The organism is Marinobacterium sediminicola, from assembly GCF_022343685.1.
Lineage (GTDB): Bacteria > Pseudomonadota > Gammaproteobacteria > Pseudomonadales > Balneatricaceae > Marinobacterium > Marinobacterium sediminicola.
Genome location: NZ_CP092123.1, coordinates 295,158 through 313,987, shown reverse-complemented (window position 1 = coordinate 313,987; position 18,830 = coordinate 295,158). Strand labels below are relative to the sequence as shown.

Annotated in this window: 16 protein-coding genes; 12 read left to right on the top strand and 4 right to left on the bottom strand. The window is 58.2% G+C overall.

Annotation, left to right across the window (positions count from 1 at the left end):
* Position 1: 1 nt before the first annotated feature.
* From LN244_RS01460 to LN244_RS01450, 3 genes are all read right to left on the bottom strand, one after another.
* The gene (locus LN244_RS01460; protein ID WP_239041093.1) at positions 2 to 415 is read right to left on the bottom strand and encodes a CopD family protein; all 414 of its coding nucleotides are present in this window, start codon (positions 413 to 415) and stop codon (positions 2 to 4) included.
* Positions 416 to 483: 68 nt separating this feature from the next.
* Positions 484 to 1,146 carry a fumarylacetoacetate hydrolase family protein gene (locus LN244_RS01455; protein WP_239042347.1) on the bottom strand — a complete coding sequence of 221 codons (663 nt, stop codon included), beginning with the start codon at positions 1,144 to 1,146 and terminating at the stop codon, positions 484 to 486.
* 43 nt (positions 1,147 to 1,189) lie between these two features.
* Positions 1,190 to 2,389 carry an MFS transporter gene (locus LN244_RS01450; RefSeq protein WP_239041092.1) on the bottom strand — a complete coding sequence of 400 codons (1,200 nt, stop codon included), beginning with the start codon at positions 2,387 to 2,389 and terminating at the stop codon, positions 1,190 to 1,192.
* A gap of 108 nt (positions 2,390 to 2,497) precedes the next feature.
* Between LN244_RS01450 and LN244_RS01445 the strand changes: the two genes are divergently transcribed.
* From LN244_RS01445 to serA, 3 genes are all read left to right on the top strand, one after another.
* On the top strand, positions 2,498 to 3,385 hold the full coding sequence (locus LN244_RS01445) for a LysR family transcriptional regulator (RefSeq protein ID WP_239041091.1): 888 nt from the start codon (positions 2,498 to 2,500) through the stop codon (positions 3,383 to 3,385).
* A 73-nt stretch (positions 3,386 to 3,458) separates the two neighbouring features.
* Positions 3,459 to 3,740 carry a pyrimidine/purine nucleoside phosphorylase gene (gene ppnP / locus LN244_RS01440; RefSeq protein ID WP_239041090.1) on the top strand — a complete coding sequence of 94 codons (282 nt, stop codon included), beginning with the start codon at positions 3,459 to 3,461 and terminating at the stop codon, positions 3,738 to 3,740.
* 193 nt (positions 3,741 to 3,933) lie between these two features.
* Positions 3,934 to 5,166 carry a phosphoglycerate dehydrogenase gene (gene serA, locus LN244_RS01435; RefSeq protein ID WP_239041089.1) on the top strand — a complete coding sequence of 411 codons (1,233 nt, stop codon included), beginning with the start codon at positions 3,934 to 3,936 and terminating at the stop codon, positions 5,164 to 5,166.
* A 96-nt stretch (positions 5,167 to 5,262) separates the two neighbouring features.
* On the opposite strand, the gene LN244_RS01430 is transcribed toward serA, so the two are convergent.
* Entirely contained in the window at positions 5,263 to 6,279 is a 1,017-nt protein-coding gene (locus LN244_RS01430; RefSeq protein ID WP_239041088.1) for an alpha/beta hydrolase, read from the bottom strand.
* A 71-nt stretch (positions 6,280 to 6,350) separates the two neighbouring features.
* On the opposite strand from LN244_RS01430, the gene LN244_RS01425 reads away from it, so the two are divergent.
* From LN244_RS01425 to LN244_RS01385, 9 genes are all read left to right on the top strand, one after another.
* Entirely contained in the window at positions 6,351 to 9,572 is a 3,222-nt protein-coding gene (locus tag LN244_RS01425) for a mechanosensitive ion channel domain-containing protein (protein ID WP_239041087.1), read from the top strand.
* Positions 9,573 to 9,637: 65 nt separating this feature from the next.
* Complete coding sequence (locus LN244_RS01420) at positions 9,638 to 10,528, top strand: LysR family transcriptional regulator (RefSeq protein ID WP_239041086.1); 891 nt, start codon at positions 9,638 to 9,640, stop codon at positions 10,526 to 10,528.
* Between the two features lie 119 nt (positions 10,529 to 10,647).
* Positions 10,648 to 11,877 carry a CaiB/BaiF CoA transferase family protein gene (locus tag LN244_RS01415; RefSeq protein WP_239041085.1) on the top strand — a complete coding sequence of 410 codons (1,230 nt, stop codon included), beginning with the start codon at positions 10,648 to 10,650 and terminating at the stop codon, positions 11,875 to 11,877.
* Complete coding sequence (locus tag LN244_RS01410) at positions 11,877 to 12,839, top strand: hydroxymethylglutaryl-CoA lyase (protein ID WP_239041084.1); 963 nt, start codon at positions 11,877 to 11,879, stop codon at positions 12,837 to 12,839. The genes LN244_RS01415 and LN244_RS01410 overlap by 1 nt, the downstream gene beginning before the upstream one ends.
* 43 nt (positions 12,840 to 12,882) lie before the next feature.
* Positions 12,883 to 13,869, top strand: a complete 987-nt coding sequence (locus tag LN244_RS01405; protein ID WP_239041083.1) for a TRAP transporter substrate-binding protein — start codon at positions 12,883 to 12,885, stop codon at positions 13,867 to 13,869.
* An 81-nt stretch (positions 13,870 to 13,950) separates the two neighbouring features.
* A complete protein-coding gene (locus LN244_RS01400) occupies positions 13,951 to 14,514 on the top strand; it encodes a TRAP transporter small permease (protein ID WP_239041082.1) in 564 nt (187 codons plus the stop codon).
* Positions 14,514 to 15,785: a TRAP transporter large permease gene (locus tag LN244_RS01395; protein ID WP_239041081.1), complete on the top strand. Its 1,272-nt coding sequence runs from the start codon at positions 14,514 to 14,516 to the stop codon at positions 15,783 to 15,785. The genes LN244_RS01400 and LN244_RS01395 overlap by 1 nt, the downstream gene beginning before the upstream one ends.
* Before the next feature lie 149 nt (positions 15,786 to 15,934).
* Complete coding sequence (locus LN244_RS01390) at positions 15,935 to 16,294, top strand: DUF4870 family protein (RefSeq protein WP_239041080.1); 360 nt, start codon at positions 15,935 to 15,937, stop codon at positions 16,292 to 16,294.
* Between the two features lie 284 nt (positions 16,295 to 16,578).
* On the top strand, positions 16,579 to 18,753 hold the full coding sequence (locus LN244_RS01385; protein ID WP_239041079.1) for a malate synthase G: 2,175 nt from the start codon (positions 16,579 to 16,581) through the stop codon (positions 18,751 to 18,753).
* Positions 18,754 to 18,830 lie beyond the last annotated feature (77 nt).

The following is an 18,830-nucleotide window of genomic DNA, read 5'->3' as shown; positions in this document are numbered from 1 at the left end:
GTCAGAAGGGTTTGACCACCACGAAGATCAGGATCGGGATAAAAATCAGCAGCGGCAGCTCATTGTAAAGACGAAAATAGCGCCCGCTGCGGCTAAGCTCACCTCGCTGCATCTGCTTCAGATACGCACGACACCAGAAGTGGTAACCGATCAGCAAAACGACAAACAGCAGCTTCGCGTGCAACCAGCCACCACTGAACCCGTATCCCAACCAGAGCCAGAATCCCAGACCCAGCGTAAACACGGCCATGATGGTCATGAAACCGAACAGCTTGCGCGCCATGATCTCCAGACGGCTCACATCCTGCCCAGCCTCGCGACCTTCCACATAGTGCACAAAAATACGTGGCAGATAGAAGATACCTGCCATCCAGCTGGTCATCGCCAGGATATGCAGCATTTTAAACCAGAGCATCAAATTCCCCTTGTCGGCACAGGCTTGCCTCAGTCGTCCGTTTCGCAGTATCGGTTCTTTGCGGCGGTTTAGAGCACCGAGGTATCGACTCTCAGCAGGTCCACCAGTTCCACTCGCAGTTGATCGCCAGGCTGCACCGGCCCAACACCGGCCGGAGTACCGGTCAGCACCACATCCCCCGGCTCCAGCGTAAACCAGTGGCTGGCATAGGACAGCAGCTTGAGGACCGGCGTCAGCATCTGCGCCGAATTGCCATCCTGGCGCACCTCACCGTTAACGGTCAGTCGTATCTGCACATCGGTAAGATCATTCACCGATGCCGGGGACAGGAAGGCCGACAGCGGACAGGCGCCATCAAAGCATTTGGATTTCTCCCAGGGCTGGCCCTTCTGTTTCAGCTGATCCTGAACCTCACGCAGGGTCAAATCCAGCCCCAGACCGATACCGGCAATGGCATGCATCGCCTGCTGCTCATTGGCAGCACGCAACGTCTCGCCGATCAGTACCGCCATCTCGGTTTCGAAATGTACCGCTCCCTTGTCGACAGGGACATGGAACGGCTGCTCCATTGGCACCACCGAAGTTGCCGGTTTGATAAACAGAATCGGCTCCTTGGGAATGGGATTGTTCAGCTCCAGGGCATGATCGGCATAATTACGACCAATGCAGACCACTTTACCCAATGGCAGCTCCAGTTCGCGGCCATCAGCCGCACGATGTTGATACGTCATCACGAAGGATCTCCGAAACAGATTCTGTCCACAGTCTAACAGATCAGGCCAGCGCCGCGTTCAGCTGACGCTGCTGTAACCGGTAAAGACAAAGACTCAATGACAGGGTCACCGCCAGTACCATTAGCGATCCGACCACCACGCCGTTCCAAGCCTGCCATTCCCAGAACGGATGCAGATAGAAGCCGCCCGTGCTGGCACCGGTGTAATAGAACAGCAGATACAGGGATGAAGCACTGGCACGGGCATGGGTCGCATTCTGGCTGACCCAGCTGCTGGCGCTGGAATGGGCAAAGAAAAATCCGAAGCTGTTCACCAGAAAGCCCAACACGATGAGCCACAGCTGCGACGACAATGTGAGCAGACTTCCGGCCATCAGCACCATGATTCCCAGGGCCATGCACAGAGGCTGAGCCAGTTTCTGACCGACCTTGCCGGAAATCGCTGAACCGAAGGTGCCCGCAAGATAGGTCAGGAACAGCATGCCCAACAGGCTGGCCGGCAGGCTGTAAGGTTCATCAGCCAGCACGAAAGTAATGTAACTGTACTGATTGATAAAGATAAAGAAGTTGAAGCCACCAATCAGGTAGGCCAGCAGCAGCACGGGGTTCCCCAAGTGGCTGCGCAAATCTGCCAACATGCGACGCGGTTTCACGGGCTGTGGCTGAAAGTGCCGTGACGCCGGCAACAGCAGTGCGAAAAGAATCAGACAGAGCAGGCTGATCAGCGTCATCACCAGAAATGCCTCGGACCATCCCAGCCAGTCCCCGACAAAACCGCCGATCAGGCGACCACTGATACCGCCCAGGCTGTTGCCACCGATGTAGAGCCCTACCGCCAGCAATACGGCCGGACGCTCGAACTCATCCCCCATCCAGGCGATCGCAATCGCCGGCAGGCCGGCCAGCAGGACGCCCTGCACCGCACGCAATACGAGCATGCCGGTATAACTGTCAATAAAGGAGAGCAACAAGGTGACAAGCGTCGCGCCGCCCATGGTGAGCAACATGATCCAGCGCCGCCCCAGAGCATCAGACAGCGGACCCCAGATCAGCAGCGAGAGTCCCAGCGTCAGCGTCGTGACGGTAAAGGTCCAGCCCGCCTGCAAGGGCGAGACCTGAAACGCCTCGGCCAGCATCGGCAGCAGCGGCTGCGTCACGTAGACATTGGAGAAAATCATGAACGACCCCAGGCACAGGGCCAGAGTTGCCCGCCAGAAGGCGGCGCTGCCGGAAACAATCATGGGGCGTACCTGAATCGAGCATTCGGAAAGTTGAGTGGTCCGACAATAACAGTGGATTTAAAATCATTAAAATATATAGTTTTTATAAAACCAATAATTAATATTGATATGGAACTGCGCAATCTTCGCTATTTTCTTGCCGTTGCCGAACAGGGCGGTTTCACCGCCGCCGCGGAACAACTGCACATCGCCCAACCGGCCGTCAGCATGGCCATTCGCAAGCTGGAACAGCAGCTGGAATTGCCCCTGTTTGACCGACAGGAGCGGCAGGTGCGATTAACCAGCGAAGGAGAAGTGCTGGTGCGGCATGCGCGACGGATTCTGCAAGCCGTTCAGGACGCCGAACGAGAGATGCGCGAACTGCATACTCTGGAACGGGGCGAGGTCCGTGTCGGCATTCCCAGCATGCTGGGCTCCTACTATTTTCCACCGATTCTGATGGCGTTCCGCCACCGCTATCCCGGCATTCGGCTGGAGGTCGTGGAGGCCGGCACGCGCAAGCTGCAACAGATGATCCACAGAGGTGAGATCGACATGGGGGTTATCGTCAGCGACACCCCACCGGAGGAACTGGAGACCCACCGCTTTCTGCAGGCACAAATGATGGCGATTCTGCCTGTCGATCACCCCCTGGCCGCAGCCGACAACATCAGTTATGACGCATTTTTTGCAGAGGAGCTGGTGTTGTTCAAGGAAGGCTATTTTCATCGCGAAGTGATCGACCGAATCAGCCACGAAGCCGGGGTGACTCCCAACATCGGTTTCGAAACCAATCTGATTCCGCTGATCAAGCAGATCGTTTCCCATGGTTATGGCATCACCACCCTGCTGGAAATGGTCGTTATCGATGACCCCTCCCTGGTGGCCATTCCCTTCGCCACTCCGGTCTGGTTGGACCTGTCTCTGGCCTGGCGCAAGGGGCATCATCTCTCGCGTGCCAACCAGACATTTGTCGACCTGGTGCTGGAACAGGCACGACCTGTTCAGGGCAGATGACAGCTGCAGGGCCTGCAGATTATGATGCGACTCCCAATGACGGCCTGACGGCCCCTGAGTTCAAGGAGAGCCCATGCTCAGCACCAACAGCTACTTCGACGGCAAAGTCGTTTCCATCGCATTCGAAACCCCGGAAGGTCCCGCCACATCCGGCGTCATGCTGCCGGGTGAGTTCACCTTCGGCACCAGCCAGAACGAGCGCATGATCGTAACGGCAGGTGAACTGGTCGTTCGCCTGCCGGGCAGTGACGAGTGGACTTCATTCCCCGCCGGTACGGAGTTCAACATCACCGCTGGTGACTCGTTCGACGTGCGCATCGAAACACCGACCGCTTACCTCTGCTATTACAGCTGATTACGGTCGAGCCTGCAGGGCTGATCCCCACCTCAGCCCTCATCTTCGCTTGTATTCATGACGAGCTGAATAATTTTCCACCACGCAACTCTGTGTGACCCCACACCGTCACCGAGTTTGTGATAGACTTGCCAACCTCAATTTTTCCCTGGCTGGACGACTTTCCGCCCAGCTGCAGCATGAGTCGCAGAAGATGAGCAAAACTACTTCTCTGGATAAGAGCAAGATCAAGATTCTGTTGCTGGAAGGCGTGCACCAGTCCGCGATCGACACGCTGAACGCGCAGGGCTACACCAACATCGAGTTTCATACCGGTTCCCTGCCGGAAGAAGAGCTGATCGAAAAGGTTCGTGACGTTCACTTCATCGGCATCCGTTCACGCACCCAGCTGACCCGTCAGGTGTTTGAAGCGGCCGAAAAACTGGTTGCCGTCGGTTGTTTCTGCATCGGTACCAACCAGGTTGACCTGCAGGCCGCAACCGAGAGCGGTATCGCCGTTTTCAACGCGCCTTACTCCAACACCCGCTCTGTTGCCGAGCTGGTGCTGGCCGAAGCGATCATCCTGCTGCGTGGCGTAGCGGAAAAGAATGCCAAGGCTCACCGTGGCGAGTGGCAGAAGAGCGCCAAGAATTCCTACGAGATCCGTGGCAAGAAACTGGGTATCGTCGGCTACGGCAGCATCGGCTCTCAGCTGAGCGTACTGGCCGAAGGCCTCGGCATGGACGTCTACTTCTACGACGTCGTGACCAAGCTGCCGCTGGGTAACGCCAAGCAGGTGAGCTCTTTGCCGGAACTGCTGGGCATGTGTGACATCATCAGCCTGCACGTACCGGAAACCGCTGCGACCAAGGACATGATGGGTAAATTCCAGTTTGAACAGATCAAGCAGGATGCCATCTTCATCAACGCCGCACGTGGTACCGTGGTCGACATCGATGCTCTCTGCGAAGCACTCAAGGCCGGCAAGCTGCTGGGTGCGGCTATCGACGTATTCCCGGTTGAGCCGCGCACCAATGACGATGAGTTCATCAGCCCACTGCGCGAATTCGACAATGTGATCCTGACCCCGCACGTGGGCGGCTCCACCATGGAAGCCCAGGAAAACATCGGCTACGAAGTCGCCGAAAAGCTGGTCAAGTACAGCGACAACGGTTCTTCCATCACCTCCGTGAACTTCCCGGAAGTGGCGCTGCCGGAGCATCCGAACAAGCACCGTCTGCTGCACGTCCACGAGAACATCCCGGGTGTCCTCACCCAGATCAACACCGTGTTCTCCGAAAACGGCATCAACATCTCCGGTCAGTACCTGCAGACCAACGACAAGGTTGGTTATGTGGTGATCGATGTCGATGCGGACTACTCCGAGCTGGCGCTGGAGAAGCTGAAGCAGGTCAACGGCACCATTCGCTGCCGCCGCCTGTTCTGATCAGTCGAACACAGACCTCTGCCTGACGGCAGTCGTCAGACGACAAAAACCCCGGTCTCATCAACCGGGGTTTTGTTTTATGGCCGTCACTGGTTTCTAAACGGCGACGCGGGGCAGTCGCTGCGGCCTCGAATGAGTTTTCAGCCGCTGACTGATCCGGTCCAGCACCTCTCGACGCCAGGGTTCTGCTTCGTTGACCAGGTGGTGACGTGCGGCCACCAGCCGCTCGATATTGGCCCGCGGCAGCAGGCGCGCCAGCACTTCCAGATTATGTTCCCACTCCAGCGTCTGATCATCTGTCCCCTGAACGATCAGCGCCGGAATCTGGATGGCATCCACCGACTCCACCAGATGCACCCACTCCAGCATCGCACCCACCCAGCCGACATCGACGAAATTACCCTGCATGGGGTCGTGATGGCGCATGAAATGGACGAAATCACTGTCATTGGAGCTCTCGCTGTGTTCACGATTCACACGCTTGAGGCACCAGTGCAACCAGCGATAGCTCAGCTCGATACGGTTGAAGTGACGTGGACGCACCAGCGGCGACAGCAAAACCCGGTCCCGCAGCAGCAAGCTCGCACGCTGCCGCTCCAGCGCCACCTGCAACAGAATGGCACCACCGGTACTCTGACCAATGCCGACGCAGGGCATTGTCAGCTTGTGTTCATGCCGCTGCAGCAGGCTGGTCAACTGACGCGCATAGGTGCGAAAAGTGTCGATGGCATAACGCTGCCCAGAAGACAGTCCATGCCCCGGCAGGTCATAAATCAACACATCCCAATGCTGATCTAGCAGATGTGCGATCAGATGGCGATACAGCCCGGCATGATCGGTATAACCATGTACCACCACTGCCGTGCCACGACTGTGAGCACGACTGAAATGCTGCACCACCAGTAGCGTGTCACCGATCAGCTCGGTACCAATGCTGTAGCGCGCCATTGCGCTGACCGCTTCCAGGCCGTAATAGGCCAGATAGGCCTGAACCTCATTATTGCAGAGAGTCTGCTCTCCCGGGATGAAGGTATCCAGCGACTCACGCAGCCGACAGGGATGGAAACCCGGTTCTGCATGACTATCAGGTCGTATTATTCTTGTTCTGTTCACCGTCATGCTCCTATGCTCTGATTAGCAACTACGATTATGCCCCCTCTCCATGTGCTGATATTGACAGACTGATGACAATACGATTACTGCGACTCTGGTTATTACTGGCCGGTTTGCTCCTGACCTGTACCTTAACTTTAGCTGCTTCCCCGGAAGAAACCATCCAGCGCCTGGAGCAGCAGCTGGAACAACAGCAGGATTCGACAGGCGATCAGGCTGCTCTGAGCGACCTCTATCAGAGAACCCTGAGTGCCCTGAAAAGCAGCCAGCAATACCAGCGACGCGCCGAAGAGCTGCAGCAACAGCTGGAACAACAGCCAGAGCTGTTGCGCCGTCAGCAGCAGACACTGGAGCAGGCCGCTGACCCGATTAAAGACAGCGGTTTTCTACAGCTGGACCGACCCGAACTGGAACAGGCGATTACGCTGAAGCGTGCGACCCTGCTGCAGCTTGAGCAGCAGCAGGAACAACAGAGTCAGCAGATCGACCTCAATGAACAAAAGCTGCTGAGCCTGCGCGAGCAACTGGCTGAGCTCAAGCAGACCCCGCCGGACCTGTCCGCTCTGCCCGCCGAGCAGGCAGGCCGGGAGTTCAACGATGCTCGTCTGCAATTGAAAAACGCCCTGCAGGAACGTCGCAGCAGTCACATACGGGCACTGGAACTGGAGCTGTTGGCTTTGCCTGGACAGACAGAGCTGGCACGCCTGCAACTGGAACAGCTGCGACGTCAGGTTCAGCAGGCCAGTCTCGACCTGAAAGGGATGCTGGATCGCCGTGAACAGATGCAGCGGGACGAGCTGGAGAGCACGCTGAGCAGTCTGACGGTGCCTGACGAAACGGCCATGGAACATCCGATGCTGACCGATCTGCTGCAACAGAACCGGGAGTTGAGCGAACAACTGCGGCAACTGATCGAGCACACCAGTGACGCCCAGCACCAGCGCGGGGTACTCGAACGTGAGCTGGACCTGATCACGCGCAGCTTCAAAACCATACAGCAGCAACTGGAGCTGGAAAGCTACAGTGCCAGTTATGAACTGCGCCGCTTCATGCAGGAGCTGTCCCGCCCGGTGGATACTGCAGACACGCGACAGGCGTTGAACGCTCTGCGCCTGAGCAGTCTGGACCTCAACAGCCTGCGTCAAACTGACAGCGGCAGCGGTATGGAAATCGCCGATCTGACTGCTACGCAGCGCCGATATCAGGAGCAGCTGCAGCAAAACCAGCAGACCCTGCGCGACCGCCTTCAGGAAAACCGCCAACAACTGATCAGTGAGCTGTCACAACTCTTGGCGGTCAAGGAACAGCTCAACGAACGCCTGCAGCAAGCCCGACGCCTGATTGAGCAGCAGCTGTTATGGTTGCCGGTTGCGCCTCCGGTTTCATGGCAGTGGCCTGGCGAGGTCGCTAGCGGTCTGAGTATGCTGCAACAACAGCTGATACAGCTTTTTGCCCAGCCACTGCTGGCCAGGGATGCCCACCTGAACTCACTGCTTGGGTTCTTCGCCCTGCTGCTGATCCTGTCACTGGCAACCTACCGCTACCAGAAACAGCACCGCCAGCGCTGGCGTCAGGAACTGGGCAACGTGGTCCACGACCGTTTTTCCCGCACGCTGCGACTGCTGTTGTCCGGTGCCATCGCCGCGTTGCCGGCACCGGCGCTGTTGCTGCTGCTGCGCAGTTACAGCCTGAACCCGGACCACCCCTATCATCAGGTCATTGATCAGCTGCTCCTGCTATGGGCATTGAGTCTTCAGTTCTATGGCATGGCCCTGATCTGGCTCAGAGCTCCAGACGGCCTGATGAACGGCCACTTTTCGGTGCCCGCCCCCCTGACCCGTGTGATCAGGCGACAGTTTCACCTGTTGTTCTGGGTTTCTTTGCCACTGCTGTCCTTGCTGCTGGTCACCGACAGCTATAACGCCATCGAGTTGCAAAGCGGTCCTGGTCGTCTGCTGTTCCTGCTTCTGGTAGCAAGCCTGCTGCTGTTCTGGCGAGGCTTCTGGCATGTCGGCCACGCCCTCGCACATCTGCGGCCAAATCACCGCTGGTGGCACAACACTCACCTGTGGGTCAGCCTGCTGATCCTGTTCAATCTGGCCATGTTCGGACTGGGACTCTGGGGCTACACCCTCACAGCCCTGTTCTTCATGTTGATATTGCTGGTCGTGATACTGCAGTTCATCGGCGCGTTTATCCTGTTCAAGCTGGGCCTGCGCTGGCTGCTGATCGAAGAGCGCCGCCTGGCGTTCAGTCGCGCCCGTGCCCGCCGGGCAGAGATTATTGCGGCTCGCGAAAGCAAGGAAGAAACGGCGCCGCTCAAGGAGGACTATCTGGATCTGCAGACCATTTCAGACCAGTCTCGGGTGCTGCTCAAGACCTCCATCGTGCTGCTGCTGGGCGTATTCCTGTGGCTGACGCTGGGCGACTTTCTGCCAACCCTTCAGGTGTTGGAGAGTGTTCAGCTGTGGAGCAGTCTGGAACAAAACGGAGACCAAAAGGTGCTCACCCACGTAACCCTGCGTGACCTGGTCGTCGGGGCGTTGATTGTCTGGCTCAGCCTGCTGGCCGCCAAGAACCTCCCGGGCCTCCTAGAGCTGCTGGCCTTGCGTCATCTGGACCTGTCACCGGGCACGGGCTATGCCGTCACCACCCTGCTCAAGTACTCATTGATTCTGGTCGGAGTCATGATCGCCATCGGCCAGTTTGGGGTTCAATGGAGCAAACTGCAGTGGCTGGTGGCCGCACTGGGTGTGGGGCTGGGCTTCGGTCTGCAGGAAATCGTGGCCAACTTCGTTTCAGGCCTGATCATCCTGTTCGAGAAACCGGTCCGCATCGGCGATACCGTCACCCTGGGCAATGTCACCGGCACCGTTTCACGCATCCAGATTCGCGCCACCACGATAACCGACTGGGATCGCAAGGAAGTGATTATCCCCAACAAGACCTTCATCACCGAGCAACTGATCAACTGGTCACTCAGTGATGCCACCACGCGTGTCGTGATCACCGTCGGTATCGCCTATGGCAGTGATGTCGAACTGGCCGAACAGCTGTTGCTGAAAGCCGCACAGGAGAATGAACGTGTGCTTGAAGACCCGGCACCGGACGCCTATTTCCGCGAGTTTGCCGACAGCACCCTGAGTATTGATCTGCGCGTATTCGTCAGCAGCATGGCAGACCGGGTACCCGTCACCGACGAGCTGAACAAGGCGATCAACCGGATGTTCAATGAGCACAACATCGAAATTGCCTTCCCGCAACTGGATGTCCACTTGCATCGCTCAAGGTAGGGGATTTCCCCTTTCCTGTACAAGCGCATAGAATCGGTTCCGATGTCTGCCTTTGGAGCCGTTCTATGCGCCTGGACCCCACCTCTTTGCGTCTTTTTGTCCGCGTTCTGGAAACCGGAACGATTGCCGCTGCCGCAGAACAGGAGCACATCGCGGCCTCCGCTGTGAGCAAGCGGATCAGCGAACTGGAAGCCAGTCTTGATGCCCAGCTGCTGACGCGGACCAACCGGGGTGTCGAAGGCACCCAGGCCGGCCTGGCACTGGCTCAGTTATCGCGCAGCGTGCTGCATCAGCTGGATGAGGTGCATGCACGCATGCACGAGTACTCTCAGGGTGTTCGCGGGGAAGTGCGGATCGTTGCCAACATTTCGGCCATCACCCAGTTCCTGCCCCGCCAGCTGAAAGCCTTTCTTGATCAGCACCCACGCATCCAGATCCAGCTGGAGGAGAAGATCAGTTCTGAAATCATAGAGACAGTCGCCCAGAACAAGGCTGATATCGGTATCTTTACCGAGGTGCTGGGCAACACCGACAACCTGCAGATTCACCCTTACCTTTCCGACCGTCTGGTGCTGATCACCGCCAACCAGCACCCGCTGGCCAGTGCCGAGCGCCTGCATTTCACCGATACACTCGAATTTGACTATGTGGGACTGCATACCGGCAGCGCTATCAACAACAAGCTGATTCATGCAGCCGCAGCGGCAGAACGCCCCTTCCGCATGCGGATTCAGGTCACCAGTTATGAAGCCCTGTTGCGCATGGTCGAACAGGATCTGGGGATCGGTATCATGCCGCAGGATATCGCCCGCCCCTATGTCAACACACAGCGCATCAAAGCCATTGCACTGGAAGATGCCTGGGCAAGCCGCAACCTCAAGCTGTGTACCAGCCGACAGCACCCCATGTCACAGGCGACAAGACGTTTGCTGGAGTACCTGAGACAGGACAGCTGACCCTTGCCATCGCGAAAGGAGATGGCAGCCTCGCATTTAACCATTTTGTCATTTTCGTATTCAGGACCATCATCTCTACACACAGAGTTGTAGCCATGTGATGCGAAGATGAGGTAAACATGACCGAGGAACACTCCTCCGCCAAGGAACAGGCAAGTCAGCCGCTGCCGCTGGAAGGCGTACGCGTGCTTGAGCTGGGCTCCCTGATCGCCGGCCCCTATGCCGCAAGTATTCTGGCCCAGTTCGGTGCCGAAGTGATCAAGGTCGAGCCCCCCGGTACCGGAGACCCCCTGCGCCGCTGGCGCAAGATGTACAAGGACACCTCCCTCTGGTGGTACTCACAGAGTCGCAACAAGAAATCCCTGACGCTCAACCTGAAGGATCCTGATGCACAGGCCGTGATCCACAAACTGGTGGAAGAGTGCGACATCGTGATCGAGAACTTCCGTCCCGGCACACTGGAAAAGTGGAACCTGGGCTGGGAACAGTTGTCGGCCATCAACCCTTCCCTGATCATGATCCGTGTTTCCGGCTACGGCCAGGATGGCCCCTATGCCTCCCGTCCCGGCTTTGCCGCCATTGCCGAATCCATTGGCGGCCTGCGTTATCTGGCCGGTTATCCGGACCGCCCGCCAGTCCGTGCCGGCGTCAGTATCGGCGACACTCTGGCCTCGCTCTATGGCGTCATTGGCGCCATGATGGCCATGCACCATCTCAAGGTGAATGGTGGCAAGGGCCAGTATGTGGATGTCGCCCTGTATGAAGCGGTATTCGGTGTCATGGAGAGCCTGATCCCCGAGTACGGCATGTTCGGCTTTGTGCGTGAGCGTACCGGTGCCAGCATGCCCGGCATCGCCCCCTCCAGCACCTATCGCAGCGCCGATGACCGCTACATCGTCATCGCCGCCAACAGTGACAGTATCTTCAAGCGTCTGATGAATGCCATTGATCGTCCGGATCTGGCCGAGGACCCCGAACTGGCGCATAACGACGGACGTGCCCGTCGCAGTGACGAACTGGACGAGGCGATCGAAGCCTGGACCTCCAGCCGCAGCCTGGAAGCAGCGCTGAAGGTGCTGGAAGACGCCGCCGTCCCCTCCAGCGGTATAAACACCGCAGCCGATATTTTCGAAGACCCCCACTTCCGGGCCCGCGGCATGATCACCGAACAGCCACTGCCGGATGGCGAGCAGATCTCCCTGCCGGGCATCGTACCCAAGCTCAGCGAGACGCCGGGAGCCACCCGCTGGCTGGGCCCTCAGCTCGGTGAGCACAACGAGGAGATTCTGTCTGCACTGGGTTACGACGCCGACGCGATTCAGGGTCTGAAGGACAAGGGGGCACTCTGATGTTTGCTCAGTTCCCGCAACAGGTCTGGGTCAACGAAGTGGTAACCCGCGACGGTTTCCAGAGCGAACCCGAGTTTGTCCCGACCGAGACCAAGATCGAGCTGATCAACAAACTGGCCCGACTGGGTCTGAACAAGATTGAAGTGACCTCCTTTGTATCACCACGCGCGATTCCCAACCTGCGCGATGCCGAAGAGGTAATGCGCAGCATTACCCGCGATACCGACACCCGGTATGTCGCGCTGGTGCCCAACGAGAAAGGCTGTGCCCGTGCACTGGAACTGGCTGTGGACGAAATCAATCTGGTGATGTCGGTCAGCCAGAGCCATAACCTGGCCAACATGCGCATGACCTGCGAGCAGTCACTGCAGCAGTTCACCCGCATTGCCGAGATGACGGCAGGGACTGCGATGCGCCTGAACGGCTCTCTGGCCACGGCGTTCGGATGCCCGTTTGAAGGGTCTCAGGCGCAGGAGCGCATCCTGCATTTCATCGACGCCTATCTGGAACGCGGCCTGCACAGCATCACCCTAGCCGATACCACCGGCATGGCCGTACCCAATCAGGTCCACGACCTGTGTCAGGCGGTCCGCGAGCGCTGGCCCGAGCTGGAAGTCACCATGCACTTTCACAACACCCGCGGCCTCGGCTTGAGCAATGTACTGGCAGCACTGGCCGCCGGCATGAACCAGTATGACGCCTCCCTGGGCGGACTCGGCGGATGTCCTTTCGCCCCCGGCGCGACCGGCAACATCTGCACCGAAGACCTGGTGCACATGCTGCATGAAATGGGTCTGAGCACCGGAGTGAACCTTGACGGTCTGCTGGCGCAATCGAGTGCACTGGCTTTCATCGTGGGACGCGACCTGCCCGGACAGGTTGGCAAAGCCGGCCCCCGGACCCTGACGCGTCCACTGCCCGAATCCGTAAAACAGCTGATGCAACAACACGGCCAGAACTGATCAGGCCGGCTCTACCCAGAGAACTATAAGATAAGGATTGATCATGAAACTGAAAACATTGCTCTGCTCCAGCGTACTCATGACTGCTCTCACCGCCATGCCCGCTCTGGCAGAGACCACCCTGAAGGTCACGCTTCAGTTGCCGCTGAAACACCATCTGGGCCAGAACCTGGTGGATTTCAAGAACGAAGTTGAAAGCACCAGTAACGGCGATATCAAAATCCAGATTTTCCCGGCGGCTCAGCTTTACAAGGATAAGGAAGTCCACCATGCGGTCACTTCCGGTGCGATCGAAATGGGCGTGCTGAGCGTTACCCAGCTGGCCGGCACCATCCCGGCGGTGGACGTGTTCTACGTACCTTTCATGTTCCCGACCTATGACAAGGTGATCAAGGCCACCGAGCCGGGTAGTGAACTGCGCAGTCTGCTCGACAATGAAATCATCAAGACCGGTGCCCGCCCGCTGTGGTGGCAGGCCTATGGCGGTGTAGCACTGCTGTCCAAAAACAAGCCGATCCAGCTGCCTGAAGATATGGATGGCATGAAGGTTCGCGTTTTCGGCAAGACTCTGGGTGAGTTCGCCAAATCCGTGAATGCCGCGCCGACCGTGATGGCCGGTTCTGAGCAGTTCCTGGCCTACCAGCGTGGTACCGTGGATGCCGGCATGACCGGTGTTACCGCCGTGGGCCCGCGCAAGCTCTATCAGGTCATGGATCACCTGACCCTGACCAACCATGCCAACATCGAGTTCATGACCATCATCAACGAGAAGGTATGGCAGGGTCTGAGCGATCGCGAGCGCGAAATCCTGCAGAACGCCGCACTGAAGGTGGAAAAGCAGCTGCGTGACAAGATTCAAACGCTGGAAGCGGATGCCGTGGCCAATGCCAAGCAGGAGATGAACGTGATCGAGCTGAGCGCGGACGATGTTGCCAAGTGGCAGCAGGCGACCCGCCCGGTACTCGACAGCTTCATTGAGAATGCAGGACCGCTGGGCCAGCAGGTGATCGACGCGGCTCGCGCACTCTGATCACAACCCTACCCCCACCCCTAACGGGCACCCTTTAGCGAGGGTGTCCGTTTTGTTCGCTACAAGTCGTCGGAATTACCCATGTCAGATGTGAACGCCTCCCAACATGACAAGCAGGCATGGCGCGCCAGCCATCCCTCACGCTGGATTCGCTTCAACCATGCTGTGGTCACTCTGTGCGGACGCCTGGCCGCGGCCCTGTTCGCCACGATTGCGGTCATGATCACCTACGAGGTGATCGCCCGTTACATTTTTCTCGCCCCCACCATCTGGGTGGAAGACCTCTCCCTGCTCTGCCAGATCTGGGCATCCTGCATGGGCGCCAGCTGGTTGCTGCAACATCAGGCACTGATTCGTATCGACATACTCACCACCCGTTTCGGTCCTCACATGCGGGTGTTTGCCGAACTCTGGTCGCTGCTGGTGGTGGCCCTGTTTTCAGCCTGGGTGGCCTGGTACGGCACCGAACTCGTGATCGAGTCCATCGCCATGGGCTCGGCATCAGCCTCCATGCTGGGACTGCCGATGTGGATTACCAAGAGTGCCATTCCCGTCGGTTTCGGCCTGTTGTTCGTTCAATGCCTGACGGAAGCCGTTCTGGTTCTGGGCGGTCACCTTCAGGCTGCTGAAGAGGTGAATATCTGATGACTGTTGCACTGATCATTTTCGCCCTGCTGATGTTGCTGCTGTCCGGCGTGCCGGTTGGCTTCGTGCTGGGCGGCCTGGGGCTGGCCATGCTGCTGCTGGCGGATATTTCGCCTCTGATGGTACCCATGGCGCTCTATTCTTCCTTCGACAGTTTTATTCTGCTGTCTGTGCCCCTGTTCCTGCTGATGTCCAACATCCTGCTTCAGGGTGGCGTGGGCAAGGACCTGTTCAACGCCGTCCAGAGCTGGGTTGGGCACTGGCCGGGTGGTCTGGGCATCGCCACCATCACCTCCTGCACCATTTTCTCTGCCATTTCAGGCTCTTCCGTGGCGACCGCTGCCACCATCGGCAGTGTCGCGATCAAGGAGATGACCGACCGAGGCTACTACCGTCCCTTCGTACTCGGCCTGATTGCCGCCGGGGGTACGCTGGGCATTCTGATTCCTCCGTCGATTCCCATGATCGTCTACGGCGTCATCACCGAGGAATCGATTGTTGACCTCTTTCTCGCCGGTATCGTGCCGGGCCTGATCATGGCCGGCAGCTTTATCGCCTTCAGTTTCTTCTATGCCATCTTTGGCAAGGCCTGCACACCGGTTGCCAGAGCCAACTGGCAGGAGCGTCGCACCGCGACCCTGCGTGCGCTGCCGACACTGTTGCTGGCTGCGTTGATCATCGGTGGTATCTATGCCGGTATTTTCACGCCAACCGAATCAGCCGCCATCGGCGTTGCCGTGTCTCTGGTGATCGTGATGGCGCTGCGCACCCTGACATGGAGCGGCCTCAAGGCCGCCTGCATGGATACCATGAAGACCTCCATCACCATTTTCCTGATCATTGCCGGGGCCAAGGTATTCGGTAAGGCGATCACGCTTTACCAGATCCCTCAGGAGATCTCGATGTTCGTCAGCATGCATATCGGGGAAGCTGGACTGTTCATTATGGCCGTGTGCCTTGTCCTGCTGATCATGGGCTTTTTCCTGGAGTCCATCTCCATGCTGCTGATCATGATGCCGGTTCTCTACCCCTCTCTGGCGCCGCTGGGCATCGATCCGATCTGGTTCGGTATCATTTTCGTCATCATGATCGAGTGCGCTCTGATCACGCCTCCGGTCGGGCTCAACCTGTTCGTGATACAGGCCGTCGCCGGGGGCCAGGTCATGGATGTGGTGCGCGGCGTCTGGCCGTTCATCCTGCTGATGTTCGGCTGCCTGCTGCTGGTTTTCTTCTTCCCCAAGGTCGCACTCTATCTTCCCTTCTACATGTAAAACTCCGCCGGGGCTTCGCCCCGGCGCCTTTTTTTTGCCGGATGGCTTCCAGCTCCAAAACGACCGGGCACCGGCTCCCCACAATTGACGCCCCCGTCACAAAACACGAATATCATCTTTCTCCCCCAACCCTGTTCAAGGAGAACAACATGACGGAAACTCCAGCACCGGTGCAGCCGCAAGATGGTGGTGCCAGCAATGCCAAGATTGTCTACATCCTCTATCTGGTCAGCTTGATTGCAGGCATTACCAGCATCATCGGTGTCGTCATGGCCTACATCTACCAGGGCGATGCCTCGGACTGGGTACGTGACCATTACCGCTGGCAGATCCGCACCTTCTGGATCGGCATCCTGTACAGTCTGGCCGGCTTTCTGCTGACCTTCATCGGTATCGGCTTCATCCTGTTATTGCTGGTTGTGGTCTGGTTCATCATCCGCTGCATCAAGGGTTTCCAGTGCCTGGAGAAACGCCAGCCGCTGCCCGATTCAGGCAGCTGGTTGTTCTAAAATTACGAAATCCAGTCGATTCTGTTTAACACATGCACAAGGGGCCGCTTACAGGCCCCTTTGCTTGTAAAAAAACAACGTAAAATTCACGAAAAACTGTCAACACACTGCGATCTTTCACGAAAATACCACCATCGACCCACTTCCTCATACTTTAGGCGCATACGCGGGACAGGCGAAAAAAAATGCGCTATTTTCGCAATGCACAATCCTTTGATGGACAGATTTCCTGTCTTTCTTCGCAGCAGGCGAGGAAAGAAGAGCTTAAAAATTGAGGCAAGAAGATGAGCCAACGGGTACAGGTCGGTGGCCTGCAGGTCGCCAAAGAGCTTTACGATTTCATCAACAACGAAGCACTGCCGGGCACCGGCGTCGATGTGGACCAGTTCTGGAGCCGCTTCGACAGCATCGTGCACGACCTCGCACCGCGTAACCGTGAGCTGCTGGCCAAGCGTGATGCCATTCAGGCGCAAATCGACGCCTGGCACCGCGACAACCGCGGCAACTTCAGCTTCGACGCATACAAGTCATTCCTGCAGGACATCGGTTACCTGCTGCCGGAGGGCGAGGACTTCACTGCCACCACCGAAAACGTGGATCCGGAAATGGCCACCATGGCCGGTCCTCAGCTGGTGGTACCGGTGATGAACGCACGTTACGCGCTGAATGCGGCTAACGCCCGCTGGGGCAGCCTGTACGACGCACTGTACGGTACCGATGCCATTCCCGAAGAGAACGGGGCCGAAAAAGGCCAGGGTTACAACCCGGCCCGTGGCGCCAAGGTCATCGCTTTCGGTCGCGAATTCCTCGACGAGAGCGCCCCGCTTGCGGGTGCATCGCACAAGGATTCTGCCGGATACAGCATCCAGAACGGTCAGCTCTGTGTTGTCCTGCGTGACGGTGGCGAAACCACTCTGGCAGATGGCACCCAGCTGGTAGGTTACACCGGCAACGCCAGCAACCCCACCGCGATCCTGCTGAAGCACAATGGCCTGCACTTCGAAATCCAGATCGATCGCGACAGCCAGATCGGCAAGAGCGATGCAGCCGGCGTCAAGGACATCCTGATGGAAGCGGCGCTGACCACCATCATGGACTGCGAAGACTCCGTTGCCGCAGTCGATGCCGAAGACAAGGTACTGGCCTACAAGAACTGGCTCGGCCTGATGAAAGGCACTCTGACCGAAGAGATCGCCAAGGGTGGTCAGACCTTTACCCGCAGCATGAACCCGGACCGTGAATACACCGCGCCGAACGGCGACAGCCTGACACTGAAAGGCCGCAGCCTGATGTTCGTGCGCAATGTCGGTCACCTGATGACCAACCCGGCCGTCATCGACAGCGAAGGTAACGAAATTCCTGAAGGTATCATGGATGGTGTCGTCACCACCCTGATCTCCCTTCACGACCTGAAAGGCAACGGCAAGTTCCGCAATGCGACCACCGGCTCCATCTACATCGTGAAGCCGAAGATGCATGGCCCGGAAGAAGTGGCCTTTGCCAACGAGCTCTTCGGTCGCGTCGAAGACGCACTCGACCTGCCCCGCTTCACCATGAAGATGGGCATCATGGACGAAGAGCGTCGTACGACCGTCAACCTGAAAGAGTGCATCCGCGCAGCCAAGGAGCGTGTTGTATTCATCAACACCGGCTTCCTCGACCGCACCGGTGACGAAATCCACACCTCCATGGAAGCCGGTCCGATGATCCGCAAGGGCGACATGAAGGGCGCTGCCTGGATCAAGGCCTATGAAGACTGGAACGTGGATATCGGCCTTGCCTGCGGCCTGAGCGGACGCGCCCAGATCGGCAAGGGCATGTGGGCCATGCCGGATCTGATGGCCAACATGCTTGAGCAGAAGATCGGTCACCCGCTGTCCGGCGCCAACACTGCCTGGGTTCCGTCCCCGACCGCCGCTGCGCTGCACGCGCTGCACTACCACAAGGTCGATGTGTTCGCCCGTCAGCAGGAACTGAAGAGCCGCGCCCGTGCCAGCCTCGATGACATCCTCAGCATTCCGGTCGCGCAGGACCCGAACTGGAGCGCCGAAGAGATTCAGCAGGAGCTGGACAACAATGCTCAGGGCATCCTCGGCTACGTGGTGCGCTGGGTCGATCAGGGTGTTGGCTGCTCCAAGGTCCCGGATATCAACGATGTGGGCCTGATGGAAGACCGCGCCACCCTGCGTATCTCCAGCCAGCACATCGCCAACTGGCTGCATCACGGTATCTGCTCGCAAGAGCAGGTAATGGAGACCATGCAGCGCATGGCAACCGTGGTTGACCGTCAGAACGCAGGTGACGATGCCTACCAGCCGATGGCACCGAACTTCGATGACAGCATCGCCTTCCAGGCAGCCTGCGAACTGGTCTTCAAGGGTTGTGAGCAGCCGAGCGGCTACACCGAGCCGGTCCTGCACCGTCGCCGCCTGGAGCTGAAGGCCAAACAGGCCAGCTAATCCGGCACCGTTGAGGCATAAAACAAAAGCCCCGCCGGCCAACGCCCGCGGGGCTTTTATGTACAGGAACGCCAGTC

Bases quoted from the DNA above. Each gene is read 5' to 3' on its own strand.
- ppnP (WP_239041090.1), top strand. From the start codon at position 3,459: ATGCTCAGCACCAACAGCTACTTCGACGGCAAAGTCGTTTCCATCGCA.
- LN244_RS01415 (WP_239041085.1), top strand. From the start codon at position 10,648: ATGACCGAGGAACACTCCTCCGCCAAGGAACAGGCAAGTCAGCCGCTG.
- LN244_RS01385 (WP_239041079.1), top strand. From the start codon at position 16,579: ATGAGCCAACGGGTACAGGTCGGTGGCCTGCAGGTCGCCAAAGAGCTT.
- LN244_RS01390 (WP_239041080.1), top strand. From the start codon at position 15,935: ATGACGGAAACTCCAGCACCGGTGCAGCCGCAAGATGGTGGTGCCAGC.
- LN244_RS01455 (WP_239042347.1), bottom strand. From the start codon at position 1,146: ATGACGTATCAACATCGTGCGGCTGATGGCCGCGAACTGGAGCTGCCA.
- serA (WP_239041089.1), top strand. From the start codon at position 3,934: ATGAGCAAAACTACTTCTCTGGATAAGAGCAAGATCAAGATTCTGTTG.
- LN244_RS01405 (WP_239041083.1), top strand. From the start codon at position 12,883: ATGAAACTGAAAACATTGCTCTGCTCCAGCGTACTCATGACTGCTCTC.
- LN244_RS01395 (WP_239041081.1), top strand. From the start codon at position 14,514: ATGACTGTTGCACTGATCATTTTCGCCCTGCTGATGTTGCTGCTGTCC.
- LN244_RS01410 (WP_239041084.1), top strand. From the start codon at position 11,877: ATGTTTGCTCAGTTCCCGCAACAGGTCTGGGTCAACGAAGTGGTAACC.
- LN244_RS01450 (WP_239041092.1), bottom strand. From the start codon at position 2,389: ATGATTGTTTCCGGCAGCGCCGCCTTCTGGCGGGCAACTCTGGCCCTG.
- LN244_RS01460 (WP_239041093.1), bottom strand. From the start codon at position 415: ATGCTCTGGTTTAAAATGCTGCATATCCTGGCGATGACCAGCTGGATG.
- LN244_RS01400 (WP_239041082.1), top strand. From the start codon at position 13,951: ATGTCAGATGTGAACGCCTCCCAACATGACAAGCAGGCATGGCGCGCC.
- LN244_RS01420 (WP_239041086.1), top strand. From the start codon at position 9,638: ATGCGCCTGGACCCCACCTCTTTGCGTCTTTTTGTCCGCGTTCTGGAA.
- LN244_RS01425 (WP_239041087.1), top strand. From the start codon at position 6,351: ATGACAATACGATTACTGCGACTCTGGTTATTACTGGCCGGTTTGCTC.
- LN244_RS01445 (WP_239041091.1), top strand. From the start codon at position 2,498: ATGGAACTGCGCAATCTTCGCTATTTTCTTGCCGTTGCCGAACAGGGC.